This window comes from Parvibaculum sp. (assembly GCF_045863935.1).
GTDB lineage: Bacteria > Pseudomonadota > Alphaproteobacteria > Parvibaculales > Parvibaculaceae > Parvibaculum.
Window position 1 is genome coordinate 13,773 of sequence record NZ_BTVP01000004.1, and the last position, 22,892, is coordinate 36,664.

Annotated in this window: 19 protein-coding genes; 12 read left to right on the forward strand and 7 right to left on the reverse strand. The window is 61.6% G+C overall.

Going from position 1 to position 22,892, the window contains the following annotated elements:
- Positions 1-276: 276 nt before the first annotated feature.
- Complete coding sequence (rarD, locus tag ACKUUH_RS02740) at positions 277-1,212, forward strand: EamA family transporter RarD (protein ID WP_407948323.1); 936 nt, start codon at positions 277-279, stop codon at positions 1,210-1,212.
- A gap of 64 nt (positions 1,213-1,276) precedes the next feature.
- Here rarD and ACKUUH_RS02745 read toward each other — a convergent pair whose 3' ends face one another.
- On the reverse strand, positions 1,277-1,825 hold the full coding sequence (locus tag ACKUUH_RS02745) for a TIGR00730 family Rossman fold protein (RefSeq protein ID WP_407948324.1): 549 nt from the start codon (positions 1,823-1,825) through the stop codon (positions 1,277-1,279).
- A gap of 151 nt (positions 1,826-1,976) precedes the next feature.
- Between ACKUUH_RS02745 and ACKUUH_RS02750 the strand changes: the two genes are divergently transcribed.
- The 4 genes from ACKUUH_RS02750 to pssA all read left to right on the forward strand — a co-directional run bounded on the left by ACKUUH_RS02750 (position 1,977) and on the right by pssA (position 6,692).
- Positions 1,977-2,942 carry a LysM peptidoglycan-binding domain-containing protein gene (locus ACKUUH_RS02750; protein WP_407948325.1) on the forward strand — a complete coding sequence of 322 codons (966 nt, stop codon included), beginning with the start codon at positions 1,977-1,979 and terminating at the stop codon, positions 2,940-2,942.
- A 147-nt stretch (positions 2,943-3,089) separates the two neighbouring features.
- Positions 3,090-5,027 (forward strand): ABCB family ABC transporter ATP-binding protein/permease, encoded by a 1,938-nt coding sequence (locus ACKUUH_RS02755; protein ID WP_407948326.1) that lies wholly within the window; start codon positions 3,090-3,092, stop codon positions 5,025-5,027.
- Positions 5,028-5,106: 79 nt separating this feature from the next.
- Positions 5,107-5,787 carry a phosphatidylserine decarboxylase gene (locus tag ACKUUH_RS02760; RefSeq protein ID WP_407948327.1) on the forward strand — a complete coding sequence of 227 codons (681 nt, stop codon included), beginning with the start codon at positions 5,107-5,109 and terminating at the stop codon, positions 5,785-5,787.
- 38 nt (positions 5,788-5,825) lie between these two features.
- Positions 5,826-6,692 (forward strand): CDP-diacylglycerol--serine O-phosphatidyltransferase, encoded by an 867-nt coding sequence (gene pssA, locus ACKUUH_RS02765; protein WP_407948328.1) that lies wholly within the window; start codon positions 5,826-5,828, stop codon positions 6,690-6,692.
- A gap of 7 nt (positions 6,693-6,699) precedes the next feature.
- Here the strand turns inward: pssA and ACKUUH_RS02770 are convergent, their stop codons facing one another.
- Together ACKUUH_RS02770 and ACKUUH_RS02775 are read right to left on the reverse strand one after the other, a co-directional pair.
- Complete coding sequence (locus tag ACKUUH_RS02770) at positions 6,700-6,861, reverse strand: hypothetical protein (RefSeq protein ID WP_407948329.1); 162 nt, start codon at positions 6,859-6,861, stop codon at positions 6,700-6,702.
- 49 nt (positions 6,862-6,910) lie between these two features.
- Positions 6,911-8,230 carry a methyltransferase domain-containing protein gene (locus ACKUUH_RS02775; protein WP_407948330.1) on the reverse strand — a complete coding sequence of 440 codons (1,320 nt, stop codon included), beginning with the start codon at positions 8,228-8,230 and terminating at the stop codon, positions 6,911-6,913.
- A 254-nt stretch (positions 8,231-8,484) separates the two neighbouring features.
- Between ACKUUH_RS02775 and ACKUUH_RS02780 the strand changes: the two genes are divergently transcribed.
- Positions 8,485-10,782 carry an efflux RND transporter permease subunit gene (locus ACKUUH_RS02780; protein ID WP_407948331.1) on the forward strand — a complete coding sequence of 766 codons (2,298 nt, stop codon included), beginning with the start codon at positions 8,485-8,487 and terminating at the stop codon, positions 10,780-10,782.
- Between the two features lie 215 nt (positions 10,783-10,997).
- Complete coding sequence (locus tag ACKUUH_RS02785) at positions 10,998-12,347, forward strand: hypothetical protein (protein ID WP_407948332.1); 1,350 nt, start codon at positions 10,998-11,000, stop codon at positions 12,345-12,347.
- Between the two features lie 10 nt (positions 12,348-12,357).
- Here the strand turns inward: ACKUUH_RS02785 and ACKUUH_RS02790 are convergent, their stop codons facing one another.
- From ACKUUH_RS02790 to ACKUUH_RS02805, 4 genes are all read right to left on the reverse strand, one after another.
- Positions 12,358-13,857, reverse strand: a complete 1,500-nt coding sequence (locus tag ACKUUH_RS02790; RefSeq protein ID WP_407948333.1) for a sensor histidine kinase — start codon at positions 13,855-13,857, stop codon at positions 12,358-12,360.
- Positions 13,858-14,013: 156 nt separating this feature from the next.
- Positions 14,014-14,820, reverse strand: a complete 807-nt coding sequence (locus tag ACKUUH_RS02795) for an undecaprenyl-diphosphate phosphatase (protein WP_407948334.1) — start codon at positions 14,818-14,820, stop codon at positions 14,014-14,016.
- Positions 14,821-14,939: 119 nt separating this feature from the next.
- A complete protein-coding gene (locus tag ACKUUH_RS02800; protein WP_407948335.1) occupies positions 14,940-16,181 on the reverse strand; it encodes a Glu/Leu/Phe/Val family dehydrogenase in 1,242 nt (413 codons plus the stop codon).
- A gap of 199 nt (positions 16,182-16,380) precedes the next feature.
- Positions 16,381-16,848 (reverse strand): hypothetical protein, encoded by a 468-nt coding sequence (locus ACKUUH_RS02805; RefSeq protein ID WP_407948336.1) that lies wholly within the window; start codon positions 16,846-16,848, stop codon positions 16,381-16,383.
- Here ACKUUH_RS02805 and ACKUUH_RS02810 point away from each other — a divergent pair.
- The 5 genes from ACKUUH_RS02810 to ACKUUH_RS02830 all read left to right on the forward strand — a co-directional run bounded on the left by ACKUUH_RS02810 (position 16,843) and on the right by ACKUUH_RS02830 (position 22,891).
- On the forward strand, positions 16,843-17,628 hold the full coding sequence (locus ACKUUH_RS02810; RefSeq protein ID WP_407948337.1) for a glycine zipper domain-containing protein: 786 nt from the start codon (positions 16,843-16,845) through the stop codon (positions 17,626-17,628). The two genes, ACKUUH_RS02805 and ACKUUH_RS02810, sit on opposite strands and share 6 nt — an antisense overlap.
- Before the next feature lie 151 nt (positions 17,629-17,779).
- On the forward strand, positions 17,780-18,586 hold the full coding sequence (locus ACKUUH_RS02815; protein ID WP_407948338.1) for an enoyl-CoA hydratase/isomerase family protein: 807 nt from the start codon (positions 17,780-17,782) through the stop codon (positions 18,584-18,586).
- 138 nt (positions 18,587-18,724) lie between these two features.
- Positions 18,725-20,470, forward strand: a complete 1,746-nt coding sequence (locus ACKUUH_RS02820) for an amidohydrolase (RefSeq protein WP_407948339.1) — start codon at positions 18,725-18,727, stop codon at positions 20,468-20,470.
- A gap of 13 nt (positions 20,471-20,483) precedes the next feature.
- Positions 20,484-22,001 (forward strand): thymidine phosphorylase family protein, encoded by a 1,518-nt coding sequence (locus tag ACKUUH_RS02825; RefSeq protein WP_407948340.1) that lies wholly within the window; start codon positions 20,484-20,486, stop codon positions 21,999-22,001.
- Positions 21,998-22,891: a ribose-phosphate diphosphokinase gene (locus ACKUUH_RS02830; RefSeq protein ID WP_407948341.1), complete on the forward strand. Its 894-nt coding sequence runs from the start codon at positions 21,998-22,000 to the stop codon at positions 22,889-22,891. Before ACKUUH_RS02825 ends, ACKUUH_RS02830 begins: the two co-directional genes overlap by 4 nt.
- Position 22,892 lies beyond the last annotated feature (1 nt).

Consider the following 22,892-nt stretch of genomic DNA (forward strand, 5'->3'; position numbering starts at 1 on the left):
ACCCCCGGGCTTGACCCGGGGGTCCAGAAGCCGTGGAACACGGCGTCTCTCTTCGCAAGAATTCTTCAAGGGACGAAGCCGGCGCCGGCCCGCTTCACCTCCCCAACCTCGTCATTGCGAGCCTCGCATCAGCGAGGCGCGGCAATCCACAGGGCCTCCCGGCAACGAGTGCTGGAGCGAAAACAGTACCGCTCATTCTTGTGTCCCGGACGATTGGTCTCCGGCGTGATACAAGAAGCCGCGGAATCGTCCGGTCGATTCAGCGGGAGAAGAAACGTGCAGAAATCCGCCTCGGAAACGGCCTCCGCCGAAGCCGCGCTCGGCGTCGCCTCGGCGGGCCTCGGTTATCTGCTCTGGGGCCTTTCCGTCATCTTCTACAAGCAGTTGATGGACGTGCCGCCTTTCGAGGTGCTGGCGCATCGCTCCGTCTGGAGCGTGGTGCTGACGCTGGCGATGATCTTCCTCCTCGCGCGCCATGCCGAACTGATCGCCATGCTCCGCGACCGCCGTACCATGCTGACGCTGGTGGGCACCGGCCTTCTCATCGGCTCCAACTGGTTCGTCTTCATCTATTCGATCAACGAGGCGCGCATCGTCGAGACGAGCCTCGGCTATTACATCAACCCCCTTGTGAGCGTGCTGCTCGGTGTCGCCTTTCTCGGCGAGCGCCTGTCGCGGGGGCAAATCCTCGCGGTCGCGCTCGCCGCCATCGGCGTGGCGATCTTCGCCTTCGATCTCGGTCAGCTCCCCTGGATATCGCTCTACCTTGCGGGCAGCTTCGCGGCCTATGGCTATCTGCGGAAAGTCTCCCGCGCGACGCCCCTCGAAGGTCTCTTTGTCGAGGTGCTCGTCCTGCTGCCCTTCGCGCTCGGCTATCTGTGGTGGCTCTCCGGCCATGGCGGCACGAGCTTCGGCAATGGAAGCCGGTTCACCTGGACCCTCCTTGTACTGACGGGTCCGATGACGGCCGTGCCGCTCTTCCTCTTTGCCTTCGGGGCGCAGCGCATCCGCCTCGCCACCCTGGGCCTGATGCAGTATCTCGCCCCGACGACGCAGTTTCTCGTCGCCGTCCTCCTCTATGGAGAGCCGCTGGGCACCGTCCAGGCGATGACCTTCGGCCTCATCTGGGTTGGACTGGGGATATTCTCGTTCGGCACATGGCGCCGCGAGCGCGAACTGCGCCGCACGGCCGCCCTCGCAAACCGGGGATAGGTTTCGCGCCGCGTCGTTTATGACAGTTGAGTGACATTCGTGTGACAGTCGCCCCGCTTTATCCTCAGAGGGAGGCTTCGATCCGGGGCAGGATATCCTCGACCCGGTCGACCACCGAATAGATGCGGCGGATATCCGAGCGGGCAAACCCGGCCTTTATGATGTGGTCGAGAAGCTCGATCATCGGCTCCCAGAAGCCCTTGAGGTTGGCGATCACGATCGGGTTCGAGTGCCTCCCGAGCTGCGCCCAGGTCAGCATCTCGATCGTCTCCTCGACCGTTCCGATACCTCCGGGAAGAGCCACAAAGGCTTGAGAACGTTCGAACATCAGTTGTTTGCGGGCATGCATGCTCTCGGTGACGATGAGTTCGCTCACCTCTTTGAACTCGACTTCCACCTCCGTCAGGAACTTCGGGATGATGCCCGTCACGCGGCCTCCCTCGGCGAGCACGGCCCTCGCCACCGCGCCCATCACGCCGATGCCGCCGCCGCCATAGACGAGCTCCACACCTGACTTCGCCATGAGCCGGCCGAACCGGTCGCCCGCCTCCATGAACAGGGGATCGCTCCCCGTGCTGGAACCGCAATAGACACAAACGCTTTTGAGCTTCATGGAAGGAGGGTCATCCTTGATTTCTGTGGATCGCTGGCTCACCCGCGAGGTTTCACATTGGTGCCGTAATTGCAAGTTACGCGGTAGAATAGGTTGATAGTGGGGCACTGTTCCGTTTCGGCACAGCCACATCGGGGAAGGAAACAGGAAGATGAAAATCGGGGCAATTGTCGGCGCCTTCGTCGTGGCGCTTCTTCTTCTCGTGGGCGGCTGGTGGTTCTTTCTGCGGGGCGACACGGAACCCGCACCCTCCGAGGTGATCGCCGAGGCGCCGGCCGATACGGCCGAACCCGGCGACGAGCAGGAAGACCCCTCCATCCCGACCTTCGACATCGTTCGCGTGGAGCGCGATGGGTCGACCCTTGCCGCGGGGCGTTCGCTCCCCGGTGCCCGCATCCAGCTCAAGGCGAACGGCGAAATCGTTGCCGAGACGGTCGCCGACGGCAATGGCGAATGGGTTGCCGTCCTCGAAGAGCCTCTGAAACCCGGCTCCGTCGAGCTCCGCCTCACTGCCATCAACCCGGACGGCAGTACGAAGGACAGCAAGCAGGTCGTGACGGTGTCGGTGCCCGAAGACGAGAACGGGCAGACGCTCGTCGTCCGCAGCGAGCCCGGCAAGGCGAGCAAGGTGCTCCAGGGCCCCGGCGTGCCCTCGGATGCGGGCAGTCTTGTCCTCGAGACTGTGGATTACGACGAGAAGGGTAACGTCATCATTTCCGGCCGCGCCGACGCCGGCGCCGCCGTCCGCATCTATGTCGGCGGAGAACTCGTCGGAGAGACCCGAGCGGACAAAACGGGCCACTGGGAAGTGAGCCCGGATGCGGACATTGCGCCCGGCCAATATGCCCTTCGCGTGGACCAGGTAGACGAGGAAGGCCGGGTGGTCGGCCGTGTCGAGGTGCCGTTCGAACGGGGCGAACCGTCAGCCGTCCTCGCCGCTCTCAAGGAGGGCAGGGTAGTGATCCAGCCGGGCAACAACCTCTGGAATATCGCGCGCCAAATCTACGGTTCGGGCTTCAGCTACACGGTCATCTACGAAGCCAACAAGGACCAGATCCGCGACCCGGACCTCATCTATCCGGGGCAGATATTCGAGACGCCGGCGCAGGGCCGCTGAAAAATCTTGTCCCCGGCCTGAATAGGCTTATCTAGTGTATGGATTAACGCCCTGTCCGGGCTCCCGGACGGGGCGTTTGCTTGTACGCGAATGCATTGGCGATGCTGCCCCTTGTGCGCGGCTGCCGAAGCGGAGACCCTGCAACCGATGTCACCCGGCCTGAAGCATGCCTCGCGAGACGGCCCCGATCCTGTAACGGGCAAGGCGCCGAACGTCCGCCGCAATGCGGCGCGGACGCTCGCGAACATGTTGCCTCGGCTCTGGCCACAGGGCAGGACGGACCTGCGCCTGCGTGTCGTCCTGGCGATGGTGGCACTCATCGCCGCAAAGGGCATCACGGTCTACGTCCCCTTTCTCTACAAGGAAGCGGTGGACGCCCTCTCGCCCGAAACGGTAGCCGAGGCCGCCATCATCGTGCCCGTCATGCTGATCGTGAGTTATGGCGTCGGCCGCATCATGATGATCGCGCTGGCGCAGCTTCGCGACGCGATTTTCGCGAAGGTCGGCCAGAATGCCGTGCGCGAACTCGCGGTCGAAACGTTCCGCCATCTGCATGCATTGTCTCTGCGATTTCATCTGGAGCGGCGCACCGGCGGCCTCTCGCGCGTGATTGAGCGCGGCACCAAGGGCATCGATTTTCTGCTGCGCTTCTCGCTCTTCAACATCGTGCCGACGATCATCGAGCTCGCGCTCGTCTGCGTCATTCTCGCCTACGCTTTCGACATCTGGTACTCGGTCGTCACGGCCGTCACGGTCATCGTCTACATGGCCTTCACCTTCTCCGTGACGGAGTGGCGCACGCGCTTTCGCCGCGAGATGAACGACCTCGACACCGAGGCGAACACCAAGGCCGTGGACAGTCTTCTGAACTACGAGACGGTCAAGTATTTCGGTAACGAGGAGCATGAGACGCGACGCTTCAACCGTTCGATGGAGGGTTATGAACGCGCCGCCATCAAGACCGCGACGTCTCTCTCCGTACTGAACACCGGCCAGACGCTGATTTTCAGCGGCGGGCTCACCATTCTCATGTTGATGGCGGCAAATGGCATCGCGGAAGGGGTGCTCACCGTCGGCTCCTTCGTGATGATCAACGCCTATCTGATCCAGCTCTATCAGCCGCTCAATCTTCTTGGCACGGTCTATCGCGAAATCAGGCAGGCATTGATCGACATGGAGACCATGTTCGATCTGCTGCAGGTTCCCGCCGAGATCAGGGACAAGCCGGATGCTGCAGCTCTCGAGGTTTCCGGCGGCGAAATCGTCTTCGACAATGTAAGTTTCTACTATGACCGCGACCGCCGCATTCTCGACGGCGTTTCCTTTCGCGTGCCGGCCGGCGCGACCCTCGCGATCGTCGGACCTTCGGGTGCGGGCAAATCGACGATTGCCCGCATCCTCTTTCGCTTCTACGACATTTCGGAAGGGGCGGTGCGAATTGACGGACAGGACATACGCGACGTCCGCCAGGACAGTCTGCGTGCGGCCATCGGCATGGTTCCGCAGGACACGGTTCTTTTCAACGATACCATTCGCTACAACATTCGATACGGACGCCCCGATGCAACCGACGAGGAGGTTCGCGCGGCGGCGGAACTCGCTCAGATTGGACGTTTCATTGAACGCCTGCCGCAGGGCTACGACACGCGCGTCGGCGAGCGGGGGTTGAAGCTGTCGGGAGGCGAGAAACAGCGCGTCGCGATTGCGCGGACGATCCTGAAGAATCCGCCGCTCCTTCTGCTGGACGAAGCGACGTCGGCGCTGGACACGCATACCGAGAAGGACATCCAGACGGCGTTGAGGCGGATATCGCAGAACCGTACGACGCTCGTTATCGCCCACCGTCTTTCGACAGTCGTGGATGCGGATGAAATCCTGGTCCTGGACCATGGCAGAGTAGTGGAGCGTGGCCGCCATGAAGAGCTGCTGGCGCTGGGCGGGGCCTATGCTGCCATGTGGAACCGTCAGCGCGAGACGGAAGAGAAGGGTGACGACGAGGCGCGGCAGTTCGCCGCGAACGGGGAGAGCGGGGAGCCGGAAGAGCGCGGATTGGCGCCCGCCGCCGCCGATCCCGGATTTGCTTAACCCGGGCCTTGTGCCGGGTTACACTCCGCTGAAATCACAGCCCGGCGACTGCGGGTAACAAGAGGCCGAGACAAGTTCTATGGACAGCATTACTTCGATCCTGACGCCCATACATCGCGAAGGACACCGCTGGGTGCTCATTTTCGCCGCGGTCACCGTCGTGCTTTTCCTGATCTGGAATCCGCTCGGATGGATTGGCGTCATCCTGACGCTTTGGTGTCTCTATTTTTTCCGCGACCCGGACCGTGTGACCCCATCCCGGGAAGGTCTCGTCATCAGTCCGGCCGACGGCGTCGTGAACATGATCACCGAAGCCTCTCCACCGGAGGAACTCGGCCTTGGCGATATGACGCGCACGCGCGTCAGCATCTTCATGAATGTCTTCAACTGCCATGTGAACCGGTCGCCGGTCGCGGGCAAGGTGAAACGCGTGGCCTATCGGCCGGGGCTTTTTCTCAATGCCGATCTCGACAAGGCCAGCGATGCCAATGAGCGCAATTCGCTGCTGATCGAACGTGCGGATGGTGAGCAGATCGTCGTCGTGCAGATTGCCGGCCTTGTGGCGCGACGCATCGTTTGCGACGTCCGCGAGGGACACGATCTCGCGGCAGGCGAACGCTTCGGTATTATCCGTTTCGGCAGCCGGCTCGACGTCTACCTGCCGCAAGGCGCCATTCCCCTCGTCGCGGTCGGTCAGACGGCAATCGCGGGCGAGACGGTACTGGCGGACTCGATCTCCGTCGAACCGCATCATCTCTAGGAAATGGATGCGGGCTTTGACCGTAAAGGATTGAATTGATGGCTGGGTCCATACCACCCTTCGAGCCGCGCCCCGGTCCGGGCTTTCGGGCGACCGAGACCATGCGCGAGCGCCGCACGCGGCAATTTTCGCAATTGCCGGTGCGCACCATCGTTCCGAATTCGCTTACGGTTCTCGCCCTCTGCGCGGGTCTCACCGCCATCCGCTTTGCGATCGAAGGCCGTTTCGAAGCGGCGGTTGCCGCAATCATCATCGCATCGGTTTTCGACGCGCTGGACGGCCGCATCGCGCGCATGCTGCGCGGCTCCACGCGCTTCGGTGCGGAACTCGACTCGCTTACCGATTTTGTGAATTTCGGTGTTGCGCCCGTCGTGATCCTTTATCTCTGGTCTCTGGGGGATATTGGCGGACTTGGCTGGATCGCCGTACTCGGGTTTTCCGTTTGCTGCGCGCTGCGTCTTGCCCGTTTCAATGTGGCGCTTGAAGATCCCGACAAACCGGTCTGGGCCGGGAACTACTTCGTCGGTGTGCCTTCTCCCGCAGCCGCCGGTCTTGTCATGATGCCGCTCTATCTCTCTTTCATCGGCGTTGAATGGGTCAAGGAGACGCCGCTTCTCATCGCCGCGCTCGTCCTCGTCATTGCATTCCTGATGGTGAGCCAGATCCCGACATTCTCGGGCAAGCGCATGGGGCTGCGCATCCGCCGCGACATGGTGCTGCCGGTGCTCCTGCTCGTCGGCATGAGCGCGGCCATCATCCTCAATTATCCCTGGATTGCTTTCACCGGCCTGGGTGCGATCTATCTCGCCTCAATCCCGGTGGCTGTGCTTCGCTATCGGTATCACCAGAAGCGGACGGCCGCCGCGCAGCCCCATTCGGATATGAACGACCTGGAAATCGACTGAGCGCGGTTCAGCGGTCGCCCTGGCCCTCTTCGTCTGTCGTTTCAGGTGCCCTGTGCAGGCGGGCGTCGTCGATCTTCGACATGACGTGCCTTTTCAGCGAACCGGACGCATCGAAGATTGGCTCAATGCGGCGGCCCGTTCCCGTGGTCCGTAACGTGCGCTGTTGCATTTCAAACTCCGCGGCACCGGCTGACGAGCCGGATTGATGCCTGCCAAATCTATCCATTTCCTTCTTCCGCATCTTCCGATGCGAAACCCGCTTCGTCCGCTTCCGCCTTCGTTCCGGTCCCGGCGGGTGCGCGGGTCGCATGAATGAGAACGAGCCGAAGCTGGTTTGTTTCCAACGCCTGGCTGCGAGCAAGCCAGACAGCGCCTTCCTCCATTAACGTGGTAGCCGTTTCCGGCAGAAGTTTGGCTTTTTGCAGGCAATCGTGAAGCTGTCGCCAACCGGACTGTATAAGTGGCAGATAGGCTGAGGTCAGGTCCTCGAAACTTTCTAATTTGTAATCCTGTGCCTCCAGCGCATGACGATATTCAGCCTCGGTCCATGGCGCCGGGAAGCTGCCTTCGGCCATCCGCCATGCGGTGAGCGCGGGCGCTTCTTCCGTATCCGTACCAACGCCGTCCGCAAGGATGAAGTCGGTCAGGATCAACGAGCCGCCCTCGGCGAGCCCGCGATTGATCTCCGCGAGCATCAGTTCGCGATCGTCGACCGCGAACATGGATTCACGCATGAAGATGGCCGTATGACCTTCCGCAGGCTCGAAGTCCGCCGGCTCCAGTCCCTCCGGGCCGCAGGCGCGGACCGGCGCGGTTTCGCCCATTCCTTGCTCCGCAGAGAGACGCTGCGCTTCCGCGGCTATTTCTTCATCGGCTTCAATGCCGAGGATCGTGATCCCGTGTTTCGCCGCGACGGCGCGCATGCCGCCGCCAAGGCCCGGCGCGAGGTCGAGGAAGCGTCCCTTGTTCTTGAGGTTGGCGCGTTCTGCCAGGAACAGAGCGAAGTTCGCGCCACCGGGCAGGCTGAAGCCCGGTCCCCAGAGTTGTTGAATGATTTCCAGACGGCTCAGCGACTTCGGCGGCTCGGGCTTTTCAACGGGCAGGGCGGCGGGGGCGGCCGGTTTCACGGCAGCGGCCTGCGGCGCCTTCTTCTTTTTCCGCTTGCGCTTGATGCCTTTGGCGCGGGCGACGTCGTCGGTCTCCATGCCTTCCCACCAGGCGATGACGCGCAGCAGGATTTCCCAGCCAATGCCGGCTTCTCTGGGCTTCTTCTTGTTCTTTTCGTTTTCTCCACCGGCGGTCTTGGCCGCCGGGCCGTGCTCGGCTCCGCCTCCTCCTCCAGGGCGTTTGTCGGGATGCTCGACCAGGAATTTCTCAAGTGCGTTACGCTGAGGCCCGCTCAGTTTGCGGAGCTTTCGGAACCGAACAATCCCCTCGGCCGACATCTGCTCAAGGCCGGCCGTGAAGGCGGATATCGGCATCGCCTGCAGCTCATCGCTGCCGACTGTTGCCAGATTGACGAGCGCCGAATTGCTCATGCTCGTACCTATGGGTCCCCAGTGCGGCCGTCTCGCGTTCGGTAATCTCGGCCGGTCTTTCCCCTGGAGGCGTGCGCCTTGCACTGAACCACGCGCGGCCCCGTCATCCTTAATGCCACAAGCAGCGTTAAATCATTGTTTCCCCAAAGGTGGCTCACCGTTAACAAAGGTAAAATCGGAGCTTTTCTTTCGCACGGGAATCCCCCAATTTATGCCCGCGCTGGATCGATCAGGGGGGCAGGCGGCGCTATTACATGCAGAAGTTGAGAAATCCGGTCTTGCGTTTTCCGCGCCTGACTATCGCTCTTTGTCTAGCGATTTTCGCGGTCTCGGCGGCGGGGGTATTCCAATACACCCTGTCCTACGACACGCGCGTCTTCTTCAATCCCGAAGGCGCGGATCTCGCGAAACTGCGCGCTTTCGACGCGAAATACGGCCAGAACAACGATGTTCTGATGGTGCTCTGGGCCGGTGGCCGCAAGGTCACCGAACCTGAGGTGTTGGCGGCCCTTGGCGATCTCGTCTCGCAGGCATGGCAACTGCCGCATTCGACGCGTGTCGACGCGCTGACCAATTTTCCGCACGTCTCGGCGGATACCGACAGTTTCTCCGTCGTCGACCTTGTTCCCGACCCCGCGAATGTCACGGTCGAGGAGGCAAGAGCCATCGAGCGAATAGCCCTCGACGACTCTCTCATCCGGAACCGCCTTCTTTCCGCCGACGGGCGCGCTGCGGGCGTGCTCGTCAACTTTAACCTGCCGGCGGAAGCCTCGATTGAAGTGCAGGAGATCGTTGCGGCCTCGCGCGCCCTCGTCGCGCGGTTCGAGGCAAACCATCCGGGGATCGAGGTCAAGCTCACCGGCAATGTGATGCTGATGGCAACCTTCTCGGAAGCCGCCTTGAATGACATCAAGGTGCTGATCCCGGTCAGCCTCATCATCACCTCGCTGGTCATGTTTGTATTTGTGCGAGCGGTGTTACCCAGCGTCGCGATCCTTTCGTTGCTTGGTCTGTCGAGCGCCGCCGCCATGGGGCTGGCGGGCTGGTACGGCTATGAGATCAATACCGCGACGGTTGCTTGTCCCATCATCATCATGACGGTGAACATGGCCGCCGCCGTCCGCATCGTGACCACCGCCATGGGGGCTCTCGGACGCGGGCTCACGCGCCACGACGCGATCGCCGAGGCTGTGTCCATGAACCTGTGGCCGGTGACGCTCACGAACGCGACGACGATGATCGGTTTCCTGGCGATGAATCTCGCCGACGCGCCGCCGCTTCGCCAGCAGGGGAATGTCGTGGTTGTCGGCATCTGCCTTGCCTACATCTTCACCTTCACCTGGCTGCCGGCGTTGCTCTCCCTGATGCCGCTCCGTCCTGCCGTGCAGCGCTCGGAACGTGTCATGGTGCTCCTCGGCCACTTTGTGAACCGCTACTATCGGCAGCTCTTCTTTCTCTGCAGCGTGATCGTGGTTTCCTGTGCCATATGGCTCGGCAATATCCGCCTCGATGACGATTTCGCGCGCTATTTCGACTGGCGCTTCGATTACCGCCAGGACTCGGACTTTGCCGAGGAACACCTGACCGGCCTTAACATCATCGAGTTCGACATCGGTTCCGGCGAAGAGGGAGGCATCTTCGATCCCGAATATCAGGAGCGGCTCGCTGCCTTCGAGGCATGGTTGCGCGAGCAGGAAGGTGTCGTCAGCGTCCTGGCGATCTCCGATATCACTCGGCGGGTCCATGATGCGATGAATGCCGGAAGGGCGGATGCGGGGCCGATGCCCGACGATCGGGAGACTATCGCGCAGTATTTCCTTCTCTACGAGATGTCGCTGCCCTATGGCGTCTCGCTGAACGAACAGATCAACGTCAGCCGCTCATCGAGCCGCGTTACCGCCATTTTGCGGAAGATGTCGTCAAGCCAGATTCGTGATGTTGACGAGCGGGCGACCGCGTGGCTTGCGGAAAATGTACTACCGGAAATGCAGACGCAGGCGACGGGCATCAACGTGCTCTTTGCCAACTTGTCGGGCGTCAATATCCGCTCGATGATGCTCGCGACGCTCGTGTCCGTACTCCTCATCGCTGTGGTGGTGGGTATTGCGTTGCGCAGTGCCGTCTATGGCGCGCTCAGCATCCTGCTCAACATGTTGCCGTCTCTCGTGGGCTTCGGTCTCTGGGGGCTCCTCTATCAGGACATAGGCCTCGCAGCCTCCGTCGTCACCGCCATGACCATTGGCCTCGTCGTTGACGACACGATCTACTTTCTTCTCATGTACCAGCAGGCGAGGGCGCGTGGTCTGGATCCCGAGGGAGCCATTAACCATGTCTTCGCGGTGGTCGGCGTTGCCATGCTCGTCATCACCGTTTCGCTCACGGTCGGATTCGGAACCCTGGCTTTCTCCGGCTTCGAGGTGAACCGTTCCTTGGGCGCAATGACCGCACTCGTCATCTTGTCCAATCTCTTCATCGACTGGTTGATGCTGCCCCCGGTGATGAGAATTATGGAGAACTCCCGTGCCAAACGCTCTGGCACGACTGTTGCCTAAAACGGTCATTGTGGAACTACAGTTTCTCGCTTTAAACATTTGTTAGTGTTTGTAACGGCGGGAACCCTGTGATTCCTTAGTATTGTCCGTTTTTGAGACAGGTGGGGCCAGTGATACGTACATATGAACAACTGACAGGTGCCGAAGGTCGCCGGATGTTCTACCGGGCCGAGCGGTTCCGGCCAGAGCAACTGTTCCGGGAGGCTGTTCCGGCGGTGCTGATTGAGAACGAGCGTGCGCTGCTGAGAGATATCAGCATGACCGGCATCGCGATCCAGAGTTCGCACGCTGATGGCTGGGACGAACGTATCGGTTCCGAAATGCCTTTTGAGTTCCGGGTGGGGGAAGCGCGCCTGTTCGGTGGAGCCGGCCGCGTGCGCCGGGTGGAGCCGCACGGGCTCAGAACGGTGGTGGGCCTGGAGTTCACCTCGGGCTATCTCGACATTCCAGGCATCATCAGCGAGCACGACAATCTCGTCCTCTCGCAAGCGCTGGCCGACCCGCTCTTTGCAACTTCAGAAGGCATTCTGCCGGAGTTCCAGCAGCTTTGTAGCGAAATCCTCAATCTGTTCCGCTCCTACAAGGATGTGCTCAGCAACTTTGAGACGCGCCTAAAAGCGACGGGCGAAGAACGCGATAAGCTTCTTCTCGAAGCGCTGATTGCCTGCGAGGATCGCATAGTTCCGCAGTGGCAGGAGCTCTGGTATCGGGGCAACGACGTGCTTGAGCCGGTCTGGCACGATCCCGCCGTCCTCGCGCGCCACAAGCGATACGCCGAGCGCGTTCTCACGCCCGACTTCATGCCCGGAGCCGTGATGAAGCGGTGTTACGAAAAACCGCTCGGCTATCCCGGCGACTACCAGATCATGAACTACGTTTACGAGTGGCAGCGCGTCGGTAACACGCCCTACGAAAAGCTCCTCCACCGCATCGGCATCGAGACCGGCGCCTGTGTCGGCACGCGCCTTCGCATGACGCAGAAGCTCATTGCAGCCCGTATCGCGGAGGAGCCAGGGGATACTCCGCTCAACATCGCCAATCTGGGCTGCGGCTCCGCTTATGAAGTCTACGACTATCTGCGGACCGACAAGCTGCCGCGGCCGGTGAACTTCACGCTGATCGACCAGGACGAGCGGGCGCTCACCCACGCCTACGAGCATGCCTATCCGGAAGTCGTGCGGCATGCGGGACGTGCAAAAGTTCAATGCCTTCAGGCATCGTTCGCACAATTGCTGAAGGCGGGCGCGCTTTTCCGCACCTTGCCGCCGCAGGACGTGATCTACAGCCTGGGGCTCTACGATTACCTCTCGGCTCGCCGCGCCCGGGCGCTGACACGCGATCTCTACGAGCAGGTGAAACCGGGCGGCAAGCTCATTCTCGCCAACGTCCGCAAGGGACGGGAAAGCTGCGAATGGCCGCTTGAGTTCGTGACGGACTGGAGCCTGATCTATCGTACGGAAGCGGACATGCTTGCGCTCCTCGAAGGGCTCGATGTCGCCAACGTGACGATCGAGGTCGACTCGACGAAGTGCATCTATCTGATGGTGGCGGACAAACCGGCCTGACGGCAAGCCGTCAGCTTGCCTGCCATTGCATCTCATCGGCCTGGGGCGCGACGAACCGGCTTTTCGGGAACGTCGCGCTCACGGTCGTGCCTTCGCCGACTGTGCTTTCGAGTTCTACCGTTCCGCCATGCAGGCTCATGATCTTGCGAACCAGCGGAAGCCCGAGACCTGTGCCCTGCTGCGTCCGTGACATGGCATCTTCGACCTGCACGAAAGGCTCGAAAATGCGCTTGGTGTCCGACGCCTTGATGCCGATGCCCGTATCCTTCACGCTCAGCACGAGGTCGCCTGCGGCGTCGACACCGAGCTCGACCTGGACACTGCCGTTCTCGGGCGTGAATTTAAGGGCGTTCGAGGTCAGATTGATCGCCACCTGATTGAAGAGGCGAGGATCGGCAATGAGCCAGGGAATATCGTCGCGAATGCGGAAGGTCAGGTCCACGCCGAGTTCAGACGCACGCTGACGGAACATGCGCATCGTCCGGTTCAATGCCTCCACCGGATCGATCGGTTCCTCCTCCAGCTGAAGCTTTCCAGCCTCAGCCTTCGAAATGTCGAGGATGTCGTTGATGATGCTCAGAAGATGCGCTCCGCTTGCCCGGATGTCGCCCGCATAGTCGACATATTTGGGCTGGCCGACCGGACCGAACATCTGGTTCGAAATGATCTCAGAAAATCCGATGATCGCGTTGAGCGGCGTCCGCAGTTCATGGCTCATGATCGCGAGGAAGTCGTTCTTGGCGCGGTTTGCGGCTTCGGAGCGGCTGAGCAGGCGCTCGGAACGGCGTTGCTCAGCGCGCAGCTTTTCATTGTCGACGAAGCTCTGGCGGAGTTTGTACTCCTGAACATAGTTCACGAATACGCTCACCCCGACGCCGAAGATCAGGAACGCATTGTTGTTGATGAGCATGTTCGTGGGAATGGGATTCACGAACAGGGCGACGAATTCGTAAGCGCCACAGGTCAGGCCGGACATCAAGATGGAATAGTAATACCGCAAACGCCAAAGGCAGTTCACATAGGTCAGAATAATGAGGATGCCGGCATAGTAGAGATAGTTGCCCGGCGATGAGGCGATCGAAATCATGCCGACGACGGCGAGGCCGGGAATACACATGGCCAGCGACAACAACGCCTGGTGGCGATACGAAAATCCCGGCATGTAGGAAATCGCCACGATGAGAAGAAGAAGCGGACAGGCGAGTCCCAGCCGGATTGCCCAGGCTTCGTTGGTGATTTCCGGAATGATAAAGGGATCGAATACGGCGTAGACGGCGAAGATGATCGCGCCCAGCGCAATCGAAAGGCGCAAGAGGCCGACCTGGCGCGCGAAGTTGTCGACGTTGAATCTGTGCTCCAGATCAGGCTGGCGGAACCGCAACCCGATAGGCTCTATGGAGTAGTCGGTCGCCTGTTCGGAAAAAAGCGGATCGGCCGGCGTTTGCAATTCGCGCCGGTGCTCCGGGTCATCTCGCTTCAGCGCGTCGCCGGTGATGGTTTGCCTATTCATTTCCGCCGTAAATCCCGGAGGCTGCCGCTATCCCTTGGGTGTAGAGAGGTCAGACTAGCGACAAAACGTATAATGCTTGGTTAAGCATGATTTACGTTCCGGTAAGCATCTCGTTTCGACGGAATTGTCCTGGCTGTCTCCGAAAACAGACGAAACTCAACCTCTGGCCATGAAATAGACGAGCAGCAATCCGCCGAAGATGATCCGGTACCATCCGAAGATTGTGTAGCCGTGAGTGCTGACGAAGTTGAGTAGCCACTGCACGACGACGAGCGCCGAGAGGAATGCGGCGACGAACCCCGCCCCGATGACATAGGCATGCGCCGCGTCGATCAATTCCCACGTCTCGGCGAGGTTAACCGCCGAGGCGCCGAGCATGACGGGAATGGCGAGGAAAAAGGAAAACTCGGCGGCCGTCTTGCGCTCGACCCCGACAAGCAGGGCGCCAAGGATCGTTGCGCCCGAGCGGGAAACGCCGGGCACAAGCGCCAGGCATTGAAAGAATCCGATCTTCAGAGCTGTCCGCATCGTGAACGACTCGATCGAGGTGAATCTCGCCTCGAGATGCAGCCTCTCGATGACGATAATGGCAATGCCGCCGAGGATGAGCGTCGTGCATACCACGTAGGGTGAGAAGAGGACCTCCACGATGAAGTCGTGGAAGAGTATGCCGATCAGGCCGGCCGGAAGGATGGCGACGAGAATGGCCCCGATGAAAGTTCGGGCCGCGGGGTCGCGTGGAGCATCGAGGACCACGCGGAAGAGCCGGTCGCGATAGAGAACGCATATCGCCAAAATGGCGCCAAGCTGGATAACCACTTCGAAGACTTTGCCCGGCATGCTCGAAAAGCCGATCAGGTCGCCTACCACGATGAGGTGGCCGGTGGACGAGATCGGGAGGAATTCGGAGACGCCCTCGACAACGCCGAGAATGAGGGCTTGCAGGAAACTGTGCTCGATCATGTCCGGCAGAGAGTCCTGCTCTGGGGTGGAAAACGACTCATCGGGAGCCTAACACGGTGACCCTTACATGAACCTTATTGCAGCTCCATGTCGAACGGGGCCACGTTGGACCCCTTTTTTCATATTCCGGTCGCGTCCAACGCTTCCTTGACGCGGCTCACCGCGATGTCGAAGGCCGCCGATCTCAGGTCGAGGTCCTTCTGGGCCGCGTGGTTGAATACCTGCTGTGCCGCATTGTCGAGGATTCGTGCGAGTTCGTTGTCGACGCGGTCGAGTGGCCAGACCACGCGTTGCAGGTTCTGGACCCACTCGAAATAGCTGACGACGACGCCGCCCGAGTTGGCGAGGATATCCGGTACCACCCTGACCCCCCTGTCCGTCAGGAGACGGTCGGCGTCGCTGGTGACAGGCCCATTGGCCCCTTCGACGACTGTGCTTGCCTTGATTCTCGGAGCATTCTCCGCGGTGATGACCCCGCCCAGCGCCGCGGGCACGAGGTAGTCACACTCGACCTCAAGCTCCCGTCCTGCTTCCAGCGTTTCATGGCCCTCGACATCGGCGAGCAGTCCCCGTTCGCTCTTCTGCTTTGCGAGCGCGGATAGGTCGACGCCGCCCTCGCGATAGACGGCGCTGCGCGCATCGGAAACCGCAACGACCTTCATGCCGAGATCGACGAAAGCCTTCGCTGCATGAAAGCCCACATTGCCGAAGCCCTGAATGGCCACTGTCGCTCCCTTGAGGGGGGCGTCGTAGCGTTCGGCATAGGCCTTCATCACGATGCCTATGCCGTAACCTGTCGCCTTGTCCCGCCCGGCGGAGCCGCCAAGTGCCAGGGGCTTGCCGGTGACCGCTGCGGGCGAGTGTCCGTAGATCGCGGAATATTCGCTGTGAATCCAGCCCATCACCTGCGCGTTCGTGCCGACATCCGGCGCCATGATGTCGCTGTTGGGCCCAATCTCGCGATGAATGCGCTTGACGAACTTTCGGGTCAGGACCTCCAGCTCGCGCGTCGAAAGTTCGCGCGGATTGCAGCATATGCCGCCCTTGCCGCCGCCAAGCGGAATGTTCACCAGCGCGGTCTTCATTGTCATCAGCGAGGCGAGACCCCGGACCTCGTCGATGTCGACGTCGGGATGATAGCGAAGGCCGCCCTTGCATGGCCCGCGGACGTTCTGGTGCTGAACCCTGTATCCGCTGAAGACGGCCAGCTCGCCATTATCCCGAATGATCGGGATTTCGACCTTCATTTCGAGGGCGGCGAGCGAAAGCAGTGAAATCGTGGACTTGCCGTAACCGAGGCGGTCGCAGGCGGCGTTGAGGAACGTCTCATATGCCGATTGCGTCGTGTTTCCTGTCGTCATTCCGCCTCCGGTGAAAACGCATCTCAATGTGCCGCGGATTTGACGGGAAAAGGCGGGCAAATTCAACAGCAGGACCGCTGCCGCATTTTCGCCCCGCAGATTAACGAACGGTTCATATGCCGTTCAGGTGGCGAATGGGAATCTGCCTTCGGGCACGGGACGACCCGTCGCCCCCGAGGAGGTGCCGGACATCATGCGGCTAAACCCACAATTTGCATCTATTGCGCTGGCTTTGGCGCTTTGTTCTGGCGGTGGCGCGGCAGCGCTCGCCGCCCCCCAGTCGGATTCGTGGCAGCAACGCCAGGAACTGCGCGAGCGCGCGAGCCGACCGGCCCAAGAAAGTCGGCAGCGGATCGAAGACACCGGGCAGAACCGGCAGATGGAAAGACGGGAGCAGCAGAACCGGCAGCAGCAAATCCACCGGCAGGATGACCGTCAGCGCATCGATATGCGTACTCGCCAGCATGAACAGCAGGTGGCGCGGGGGCAACAGAACCGGGAGCAGGCGGAGCAGCACGAAAGGCTGCGTCAGCAACAGATCGCCCGCGAACGCAACCAGCACCAGCAAGCCCTGCAGCACGAACGCGAACGCAGTCGCGACATGGACAACCACCGGCGCTTGCAGCAGGTCAATATCGAGCGGCAGCGCCAGGAGCAGGATGTGCACCGTCAGCTCCAACGCCAGACGCAGCAGCAGGCTTTGCTGCGTCAGCAGCACACCCGCCCGCAGGACCGTCGGCAGTATGGCGACGGCCACGACGATGATCGCCGTGGCCACTATGCGGGTAATCGCGAGAATGTCCGTACTGCTGAGTACCGGCGCCCTTACCGCCCGGTTTACAACGACCGGCCCTGGTACGGATATCACGGGCACGGCAAGCGCCCGCACCATCGCGGACCCGTCGTCATCTATCGCAACGTGACGCATGTCGTGATGATCCCGCAGCCCGTCTATGTGCAGCCGGTCGCGGGCTACTACTATGACGACTACTACTATTCCGGCCCCTATGCCGGATATGACTCGGTCTACGGCTACGACGATTACGGCTACGGCTATCGCCAGTCCGCCTGCAACAGCGACACTGTCGGTGCCGTCATCGGGGCAGTGCTTGGCGGCGTCATCGGCGCTCATCAGGATCGGGGCGCCGGCCCTGTCGTCGGTGGTGCCCTCATCGGAGCGGTGCTCGGCGGCCTGCTTGGACATGCGATCGATGAAAGCAACCAAGCCTGCGTGAGCGACGTCCTCGAATATGTGCCGTCGAATCGGCCCGTCTATTGGGAGGACGGAGGCTATGGCTACGAGGTAACGCCAATGCGGACTTACGAACCCGAGCCTGGCCGCTACTGCCGCGAGTACCAGACGGTGGTGACCGTCGGCGGCCGCGCCGAACAGGCATACGGCACGGCCTGCCGCCAGCCGGACGGCAGCTGGCAGATCGTCAGCTAGGGCGGCTCCCTTGGCCAGCGGACGGCGCGGTCCCCGCGCCGTCCGTCTTCGTATGCTGCGACCACGAAAACCCTAGGCAGGCCCGCCTCCAGAGGCCATCATCCGGAAAACAAAACGGCGTAGATTCAGCGCCAACCGGAGAGGCAGGGGAATGGCAGGGCCAGAGAAAATCGGCGAATACATCACTATTGAGCGCGAAGGACGTGTGGCGACGCTTCGCTTCGATCGGGGTGACAGGATCAATCCGCTTTCCGTTCAGCTTCTTCGAGATATTGGCTCCGCAGCCCGCGCGCTGCGTGAGGATGTTTCCACGAGTGCCATCGTCCTGACCGGAGGGCAGGCTTTCTCCGGCGGCGCCGACCTCGCGGACCCCGAAATTTCCAGGCGTGCCTCCGCATCCCTGCTCGAGCGCCGCGAAATGCTCCGCGCCGGGCCCGACATGTGCGATGCATGGGAAGCGCTGGACCAGGTGACGATTGCCGCCGTCGAAGGCTTCTGCATTGGCGGCGGGGTCGCCCTTGCCGTCGCCTGCGACTTTCGTATCGCGGGGCGGGGTGCCCACTTCCGTCTGCCGGAAATTCCACTCGGCATGAACATGAGCTGGCACACGCAACCGCGTCTCGTGAACCTCATAGGCCCGTCGCGTGCGAAGCAGCTCACGATCTTCGGCGAGAAGGTGAGCGCCGCAAAGGCAGAGGCCTGGGGTCTTGTCGATGAAGTCTGCGAGGACGGCGAGGCGCTTGCCGTTGCACACCGCTGGGCGGAGAAAGTCGCGGCCCTTCCGCCCGTTGCCGTGCGTATGGCAAAACGCGGCATCACGCAGGCGGCGACTGCACTGAATGCGGTCTCCACCTTCATGGATGCGGACCAGTTCGCACTGGTCTCCACGAGCGAAGACCAGCGCGAAGCCGTTGCGGCGTTTCTGGAGAAGCGTTCGCCGAAATTCACTGGCCGCTGAGGGGAAGCGCGCATGAGCCATAGCCATCCGAATAGTCATCGCACAGGTTGCCCCTGCTGCTCGCCTTACCTTTGGGGAGACCGGCGTCTCCGCGATCCGCGGCTCAGCCGCCGCGGTTTCTTTGGCGCAGGTGCCGCCTTGACGGCAGCGGCCCTTTCCGTCCTCGGCGGAACGAAGAGCAATGCCGCAGGTTTCTCCGCGCTTGCTTTCGCGGCGCCGAAACTCGGCATGGGTGAAACGCGCCGAAGCCGTGCGGACGCTGCGGGCGCCACCATCTATCGCGGCGGCACTATCCGCACGATGAATGACGCGATGCCGCTCGCGGAAGCTGTTGCCGTCAAAGGTGGCCGCATCGTCGCGGTAGGAACCGAAGCAGAAGTGAAGGCGAAGACAGGGAGCGGCGCGCGGATCGTCGACCTCGCGGGTCGGACCATGCTGCCCGGCTTCATCGATTGCCACGGCCATGTTTCGATCACCGCCCTTCTGATGGGGTTCCGCAACCTCGCGCCGGAGCCTGCCGGTCCGATCCGCAATATTGCCGATATAAAGAGAGAACTGGCGGCATATCGGGAAGAAACGGGCGGTGGCCGTGGCGGCTGGCTCCTCGGCGCGAGCTACGACGACTCGCTGCTGGAAGAGAAGCGCGCCGTTACGCGTGACGATCTCGACGACGTTTCGACCGACCAGCCTGTTCTCGTCTACCACGCCTCGCTTCACGTCGTCGTCGTGAACTCCTGTGCGCTCTCGCTCCTCGGCATAAACGCCGACACGCCCGACTCGCAGGGCGGCGTGATCCGGCGCTGGCCGGGTACGCGGGAGCCGAACGGCATTCTGGAGGAGGGTGCGATCACGCTCGCTCTGCCGCGCTTGCCGCAGCCATCGGTTGATGAACTTCTCGATCTGCTCGACAAGGTTCAGGACAAATATGCAGCGTGGGGCATTACGACGGCACAGGACGGCGCCACCCGCCGGCCGGACTACGATCTTCTGACGCTCGCGGCATCGCGCGACCGCCTCCGGCTCGATATCGTCGCCTATCCTTTCTTCACCCACATGGACGACATCGCCAATGGCGACATCGAGATGGGACGCGACTACAACGGCCTCAAATTCGGCGGCGTGAAGCTGATGCTGGATGGCTCGCCGCAGGCGAAGACGGCCTGGCTGACGAAGCCATACGAGGTCGTGCCGCCCGGCTTTACGGCGGACTATAGCGGCTACCGCATCGTGGAAGACGAGACTGCCGCGCAACTCGTGGATAACGCTTACGCCCGCGGCTGGCAGGTCTATGCGCATTGTAACGGTGACGCCGCCGCCGATCAGTTTATCGCGGCGGTTGGCAAGGCCACGGAGAAATACGGCCCCGGTGACAGACGGTCGACCGTCATTCACGCGCAGACGTTGCGGGAAGATCAACTCGACCTCATGCGGCAGCTCGGAGTCATGCCATCTTACTTCGTGTCTCACACGTTCTATTGGGGCGACTGGCACCGCGACTCCGTTCTCGGTCCCGAGCGGGGCGCGCGTATCAGCCCGCTGCGTTCGACGATCGATCGTGGCATGCGCTACACATTGCACAATGACTCGCCGGTCGTACCTTCCGATTGCCGCATGTTGCTCTGGACCGCAACAAACCGGAAGACGAGAAGCGGAAAGGTGCTCGGCGAGGAGCAGAGAATTACGGCGCACGAGGCGCTTCGCGGCATCACCATCGACGCCGCCTATCAGCACTTCGAAGACGACACGAAGGGCTCGATAGAGGAGGGCAAGCTCGCGGATTTTGTGATCCTCGGAGAGGATCCGGAAACCATCGGCACGGACGCACTCCGTGACCTGTCGATCGTCGAAACAATCAAGCGCGGCGAAACCATCTACCGCGCATGAAGGTGGCAAGGATATGAGGCTGAAGATACGCCGGATTCCGCTCGACACACTGCGGGAAAACGTGGTGGTTCTCGCCTCGAATTGCGCGGCGCTCCGGCCCGAGGCTTTCCAGGCGTTCAAGCGGCTGGAGGTGCAGCATGATGGCCGTTCCATCATAGCGAGCCTCGACATCTGCCATGACCACTCGATGGTGGGTCCGGACGAGATCGGTCTCACGGAGCCTGCTTTCCGCCGTATGGGGCTCTCGGAGGGAGACACCGTTTTCATCTCGCCCTCACGCAGTCCGCAGAGCCTCGAATATGTGAGGACCAAGATCGGCGGCGAAACGCTGAACCGGCACCAGATCGAGTCGATCATTCAGGACATCGTCGGTTACCGCTATTCCGACATGGAAATCGCGGCCTTCCTGGTCGCCTGCGCAGGTTTCCTGTCGACCGACGAACTCCTCCATCTCACTTTTGCAATGGCTTCCGCCGGTACCTCGCTCACCTGGGATGCGCCCATCGTCGTCGACAAGCACTGCATCGGCGGCATTCCGGGGAATCGCACCTCGATGATCGTGGTGCCGATCGTCGCCGCGCATGGCTTCACCATGCCGAAGACATCGTCGCGCGCGATTACCTCTCCGGCGGGGACCGCCGACACGATGGAAGTCCTTGCGCGCGTCGACCTCACCATCGATGAGATGAAGGAAGTAGTCGGCGAGTGCAACGCCTGTCTCGTTTGGGGTGGTCATGTGAACTTGTCGCCCGCCGACGATATCCTGATCGGCGTCGAGCGCCCGCTCAATCTCGACACGCGCGAGCAGATGGTTGCCTCGATCATGTCGAAGAAGAAATCGGCGGGGTCTACCCATCTGGTGATCGACCTGCCGCTTGGGCCAACGGCCAAAGTGCGCGATGCCATGGAAGCGCTGCGTCTGCGCAAACTCTTCGAGTTTGTTGCCGATCGCATGAACCTTCACGTGGAGATTGTCGTGACCGACGGGATTCAACCCGTGGGCCGTGGCATCGGGCCGGTGCTCGAGGCGCGCGACGTGATGGCCGTGCTTGCCAACGATGTTTCCGCGCCCGCAGACCTGCGAGAGAAGTCGCTTCAGCTCGCTGCACGGGTGATTGAATGCGACCCGGCTGTTCGGGGCGGTGCCGGATATGAGCGCGCACGACACCTGCTGGAGAGCGGTGCGGCAATGGCATCGATGCAGAAGATTATCGACGCTCAGGGGCGCGCGTCGTCGGCGCCTGATCCGGGACCGCTCACAGCCGATATTCTCGCTCACGCCGATGGCGTGGTGGCCTCTGTCGATTGCCTCCGGATCGCGCAGCTGGCGCGGCTCGCCGGTGCCCCGCTCGATCGGGGGGCCGGAATTGATGTATTGAAGCGCATCGGGGACAAGGTTGAAGCGGGCGAGCCCCTCTACCGCATCTATTCGGCGGGAGAGGCCCATTTCAACTTCGCGGTGGAAGAGGCCGAACAATCGAACGGCTTTGCACTTGCGAGTGCGGGCATTCCTTCGAAAGCACTTGAATGATACCGGTCGCACTTCACTCATTCGAGCATGGTGAGAGTCATGCACGTGAGCTTGCTTCGAAGCTCGGGCTCGATGCGCACCTGATCGATGTCCACACATTTCCCGATGGTGAGAGTCGCGTTGGCATTTCGGGGGCGGCTCGGACCTCCTTGGTCTACTGTCCGCTGGACAGGCCGAATGCGCGGCTCGTCGATCTGATGCTTGCCGCAGACGCTCTTCGCCGCGCTGGCGCACAGCGTCTCGTTCTCGTCGCGCCTTATCTCAGCTACATGCGGCAGGACAAGGCCTTCCATGAAGGCGAGGCGGTCAGCCAGCAGGCCGTGGCGCGCTTTCTCTCGTCGCTCTTCGACCGGGTCGTGACGGTAGACGCGCATCTGCACCGCGTGGCAACTCTCGGCGAGGTGTTTCCCGGCATCGAAGCAGAGAATCTCATCGCCGCCGATACGATCGCGCGTTTCGCAGCCGAACGAGGCATTGGCGAAGACACGCTCATTGCGGGTCCGGACGAGGAGTCTGCCCAGTGGGTAGGCCGTCTGGCCGCTGTGCTTGGTTCACATGCAATCACCGGGAGGAAGGTGAGGCTCGGTGACCGAAAAGTCGAGATCGTGTTTCCCGATCTGGACCTCGAGGGGAAGTCCGTTCTCATTGCGGACGATATTGTCTCAAGCGGTGGAACGGTTCTGTCGGCCGTCGCCGCAATGAAGGCGCGCGGCGCGATTTCGGTCCGCGTCGCCATCACTCATGCACTCTTCGATACTGACGTGTATGAAAAGATGTTGGATGCAGGCGCCGATACCGTCTGGTCCACGACGTCGGTGCCTCATCCGACAAACGCAATTTCCCTAGCCGGCCTTCTCGGTGAAGCGCTGCAAAACGAATTAGGTGAGTGAG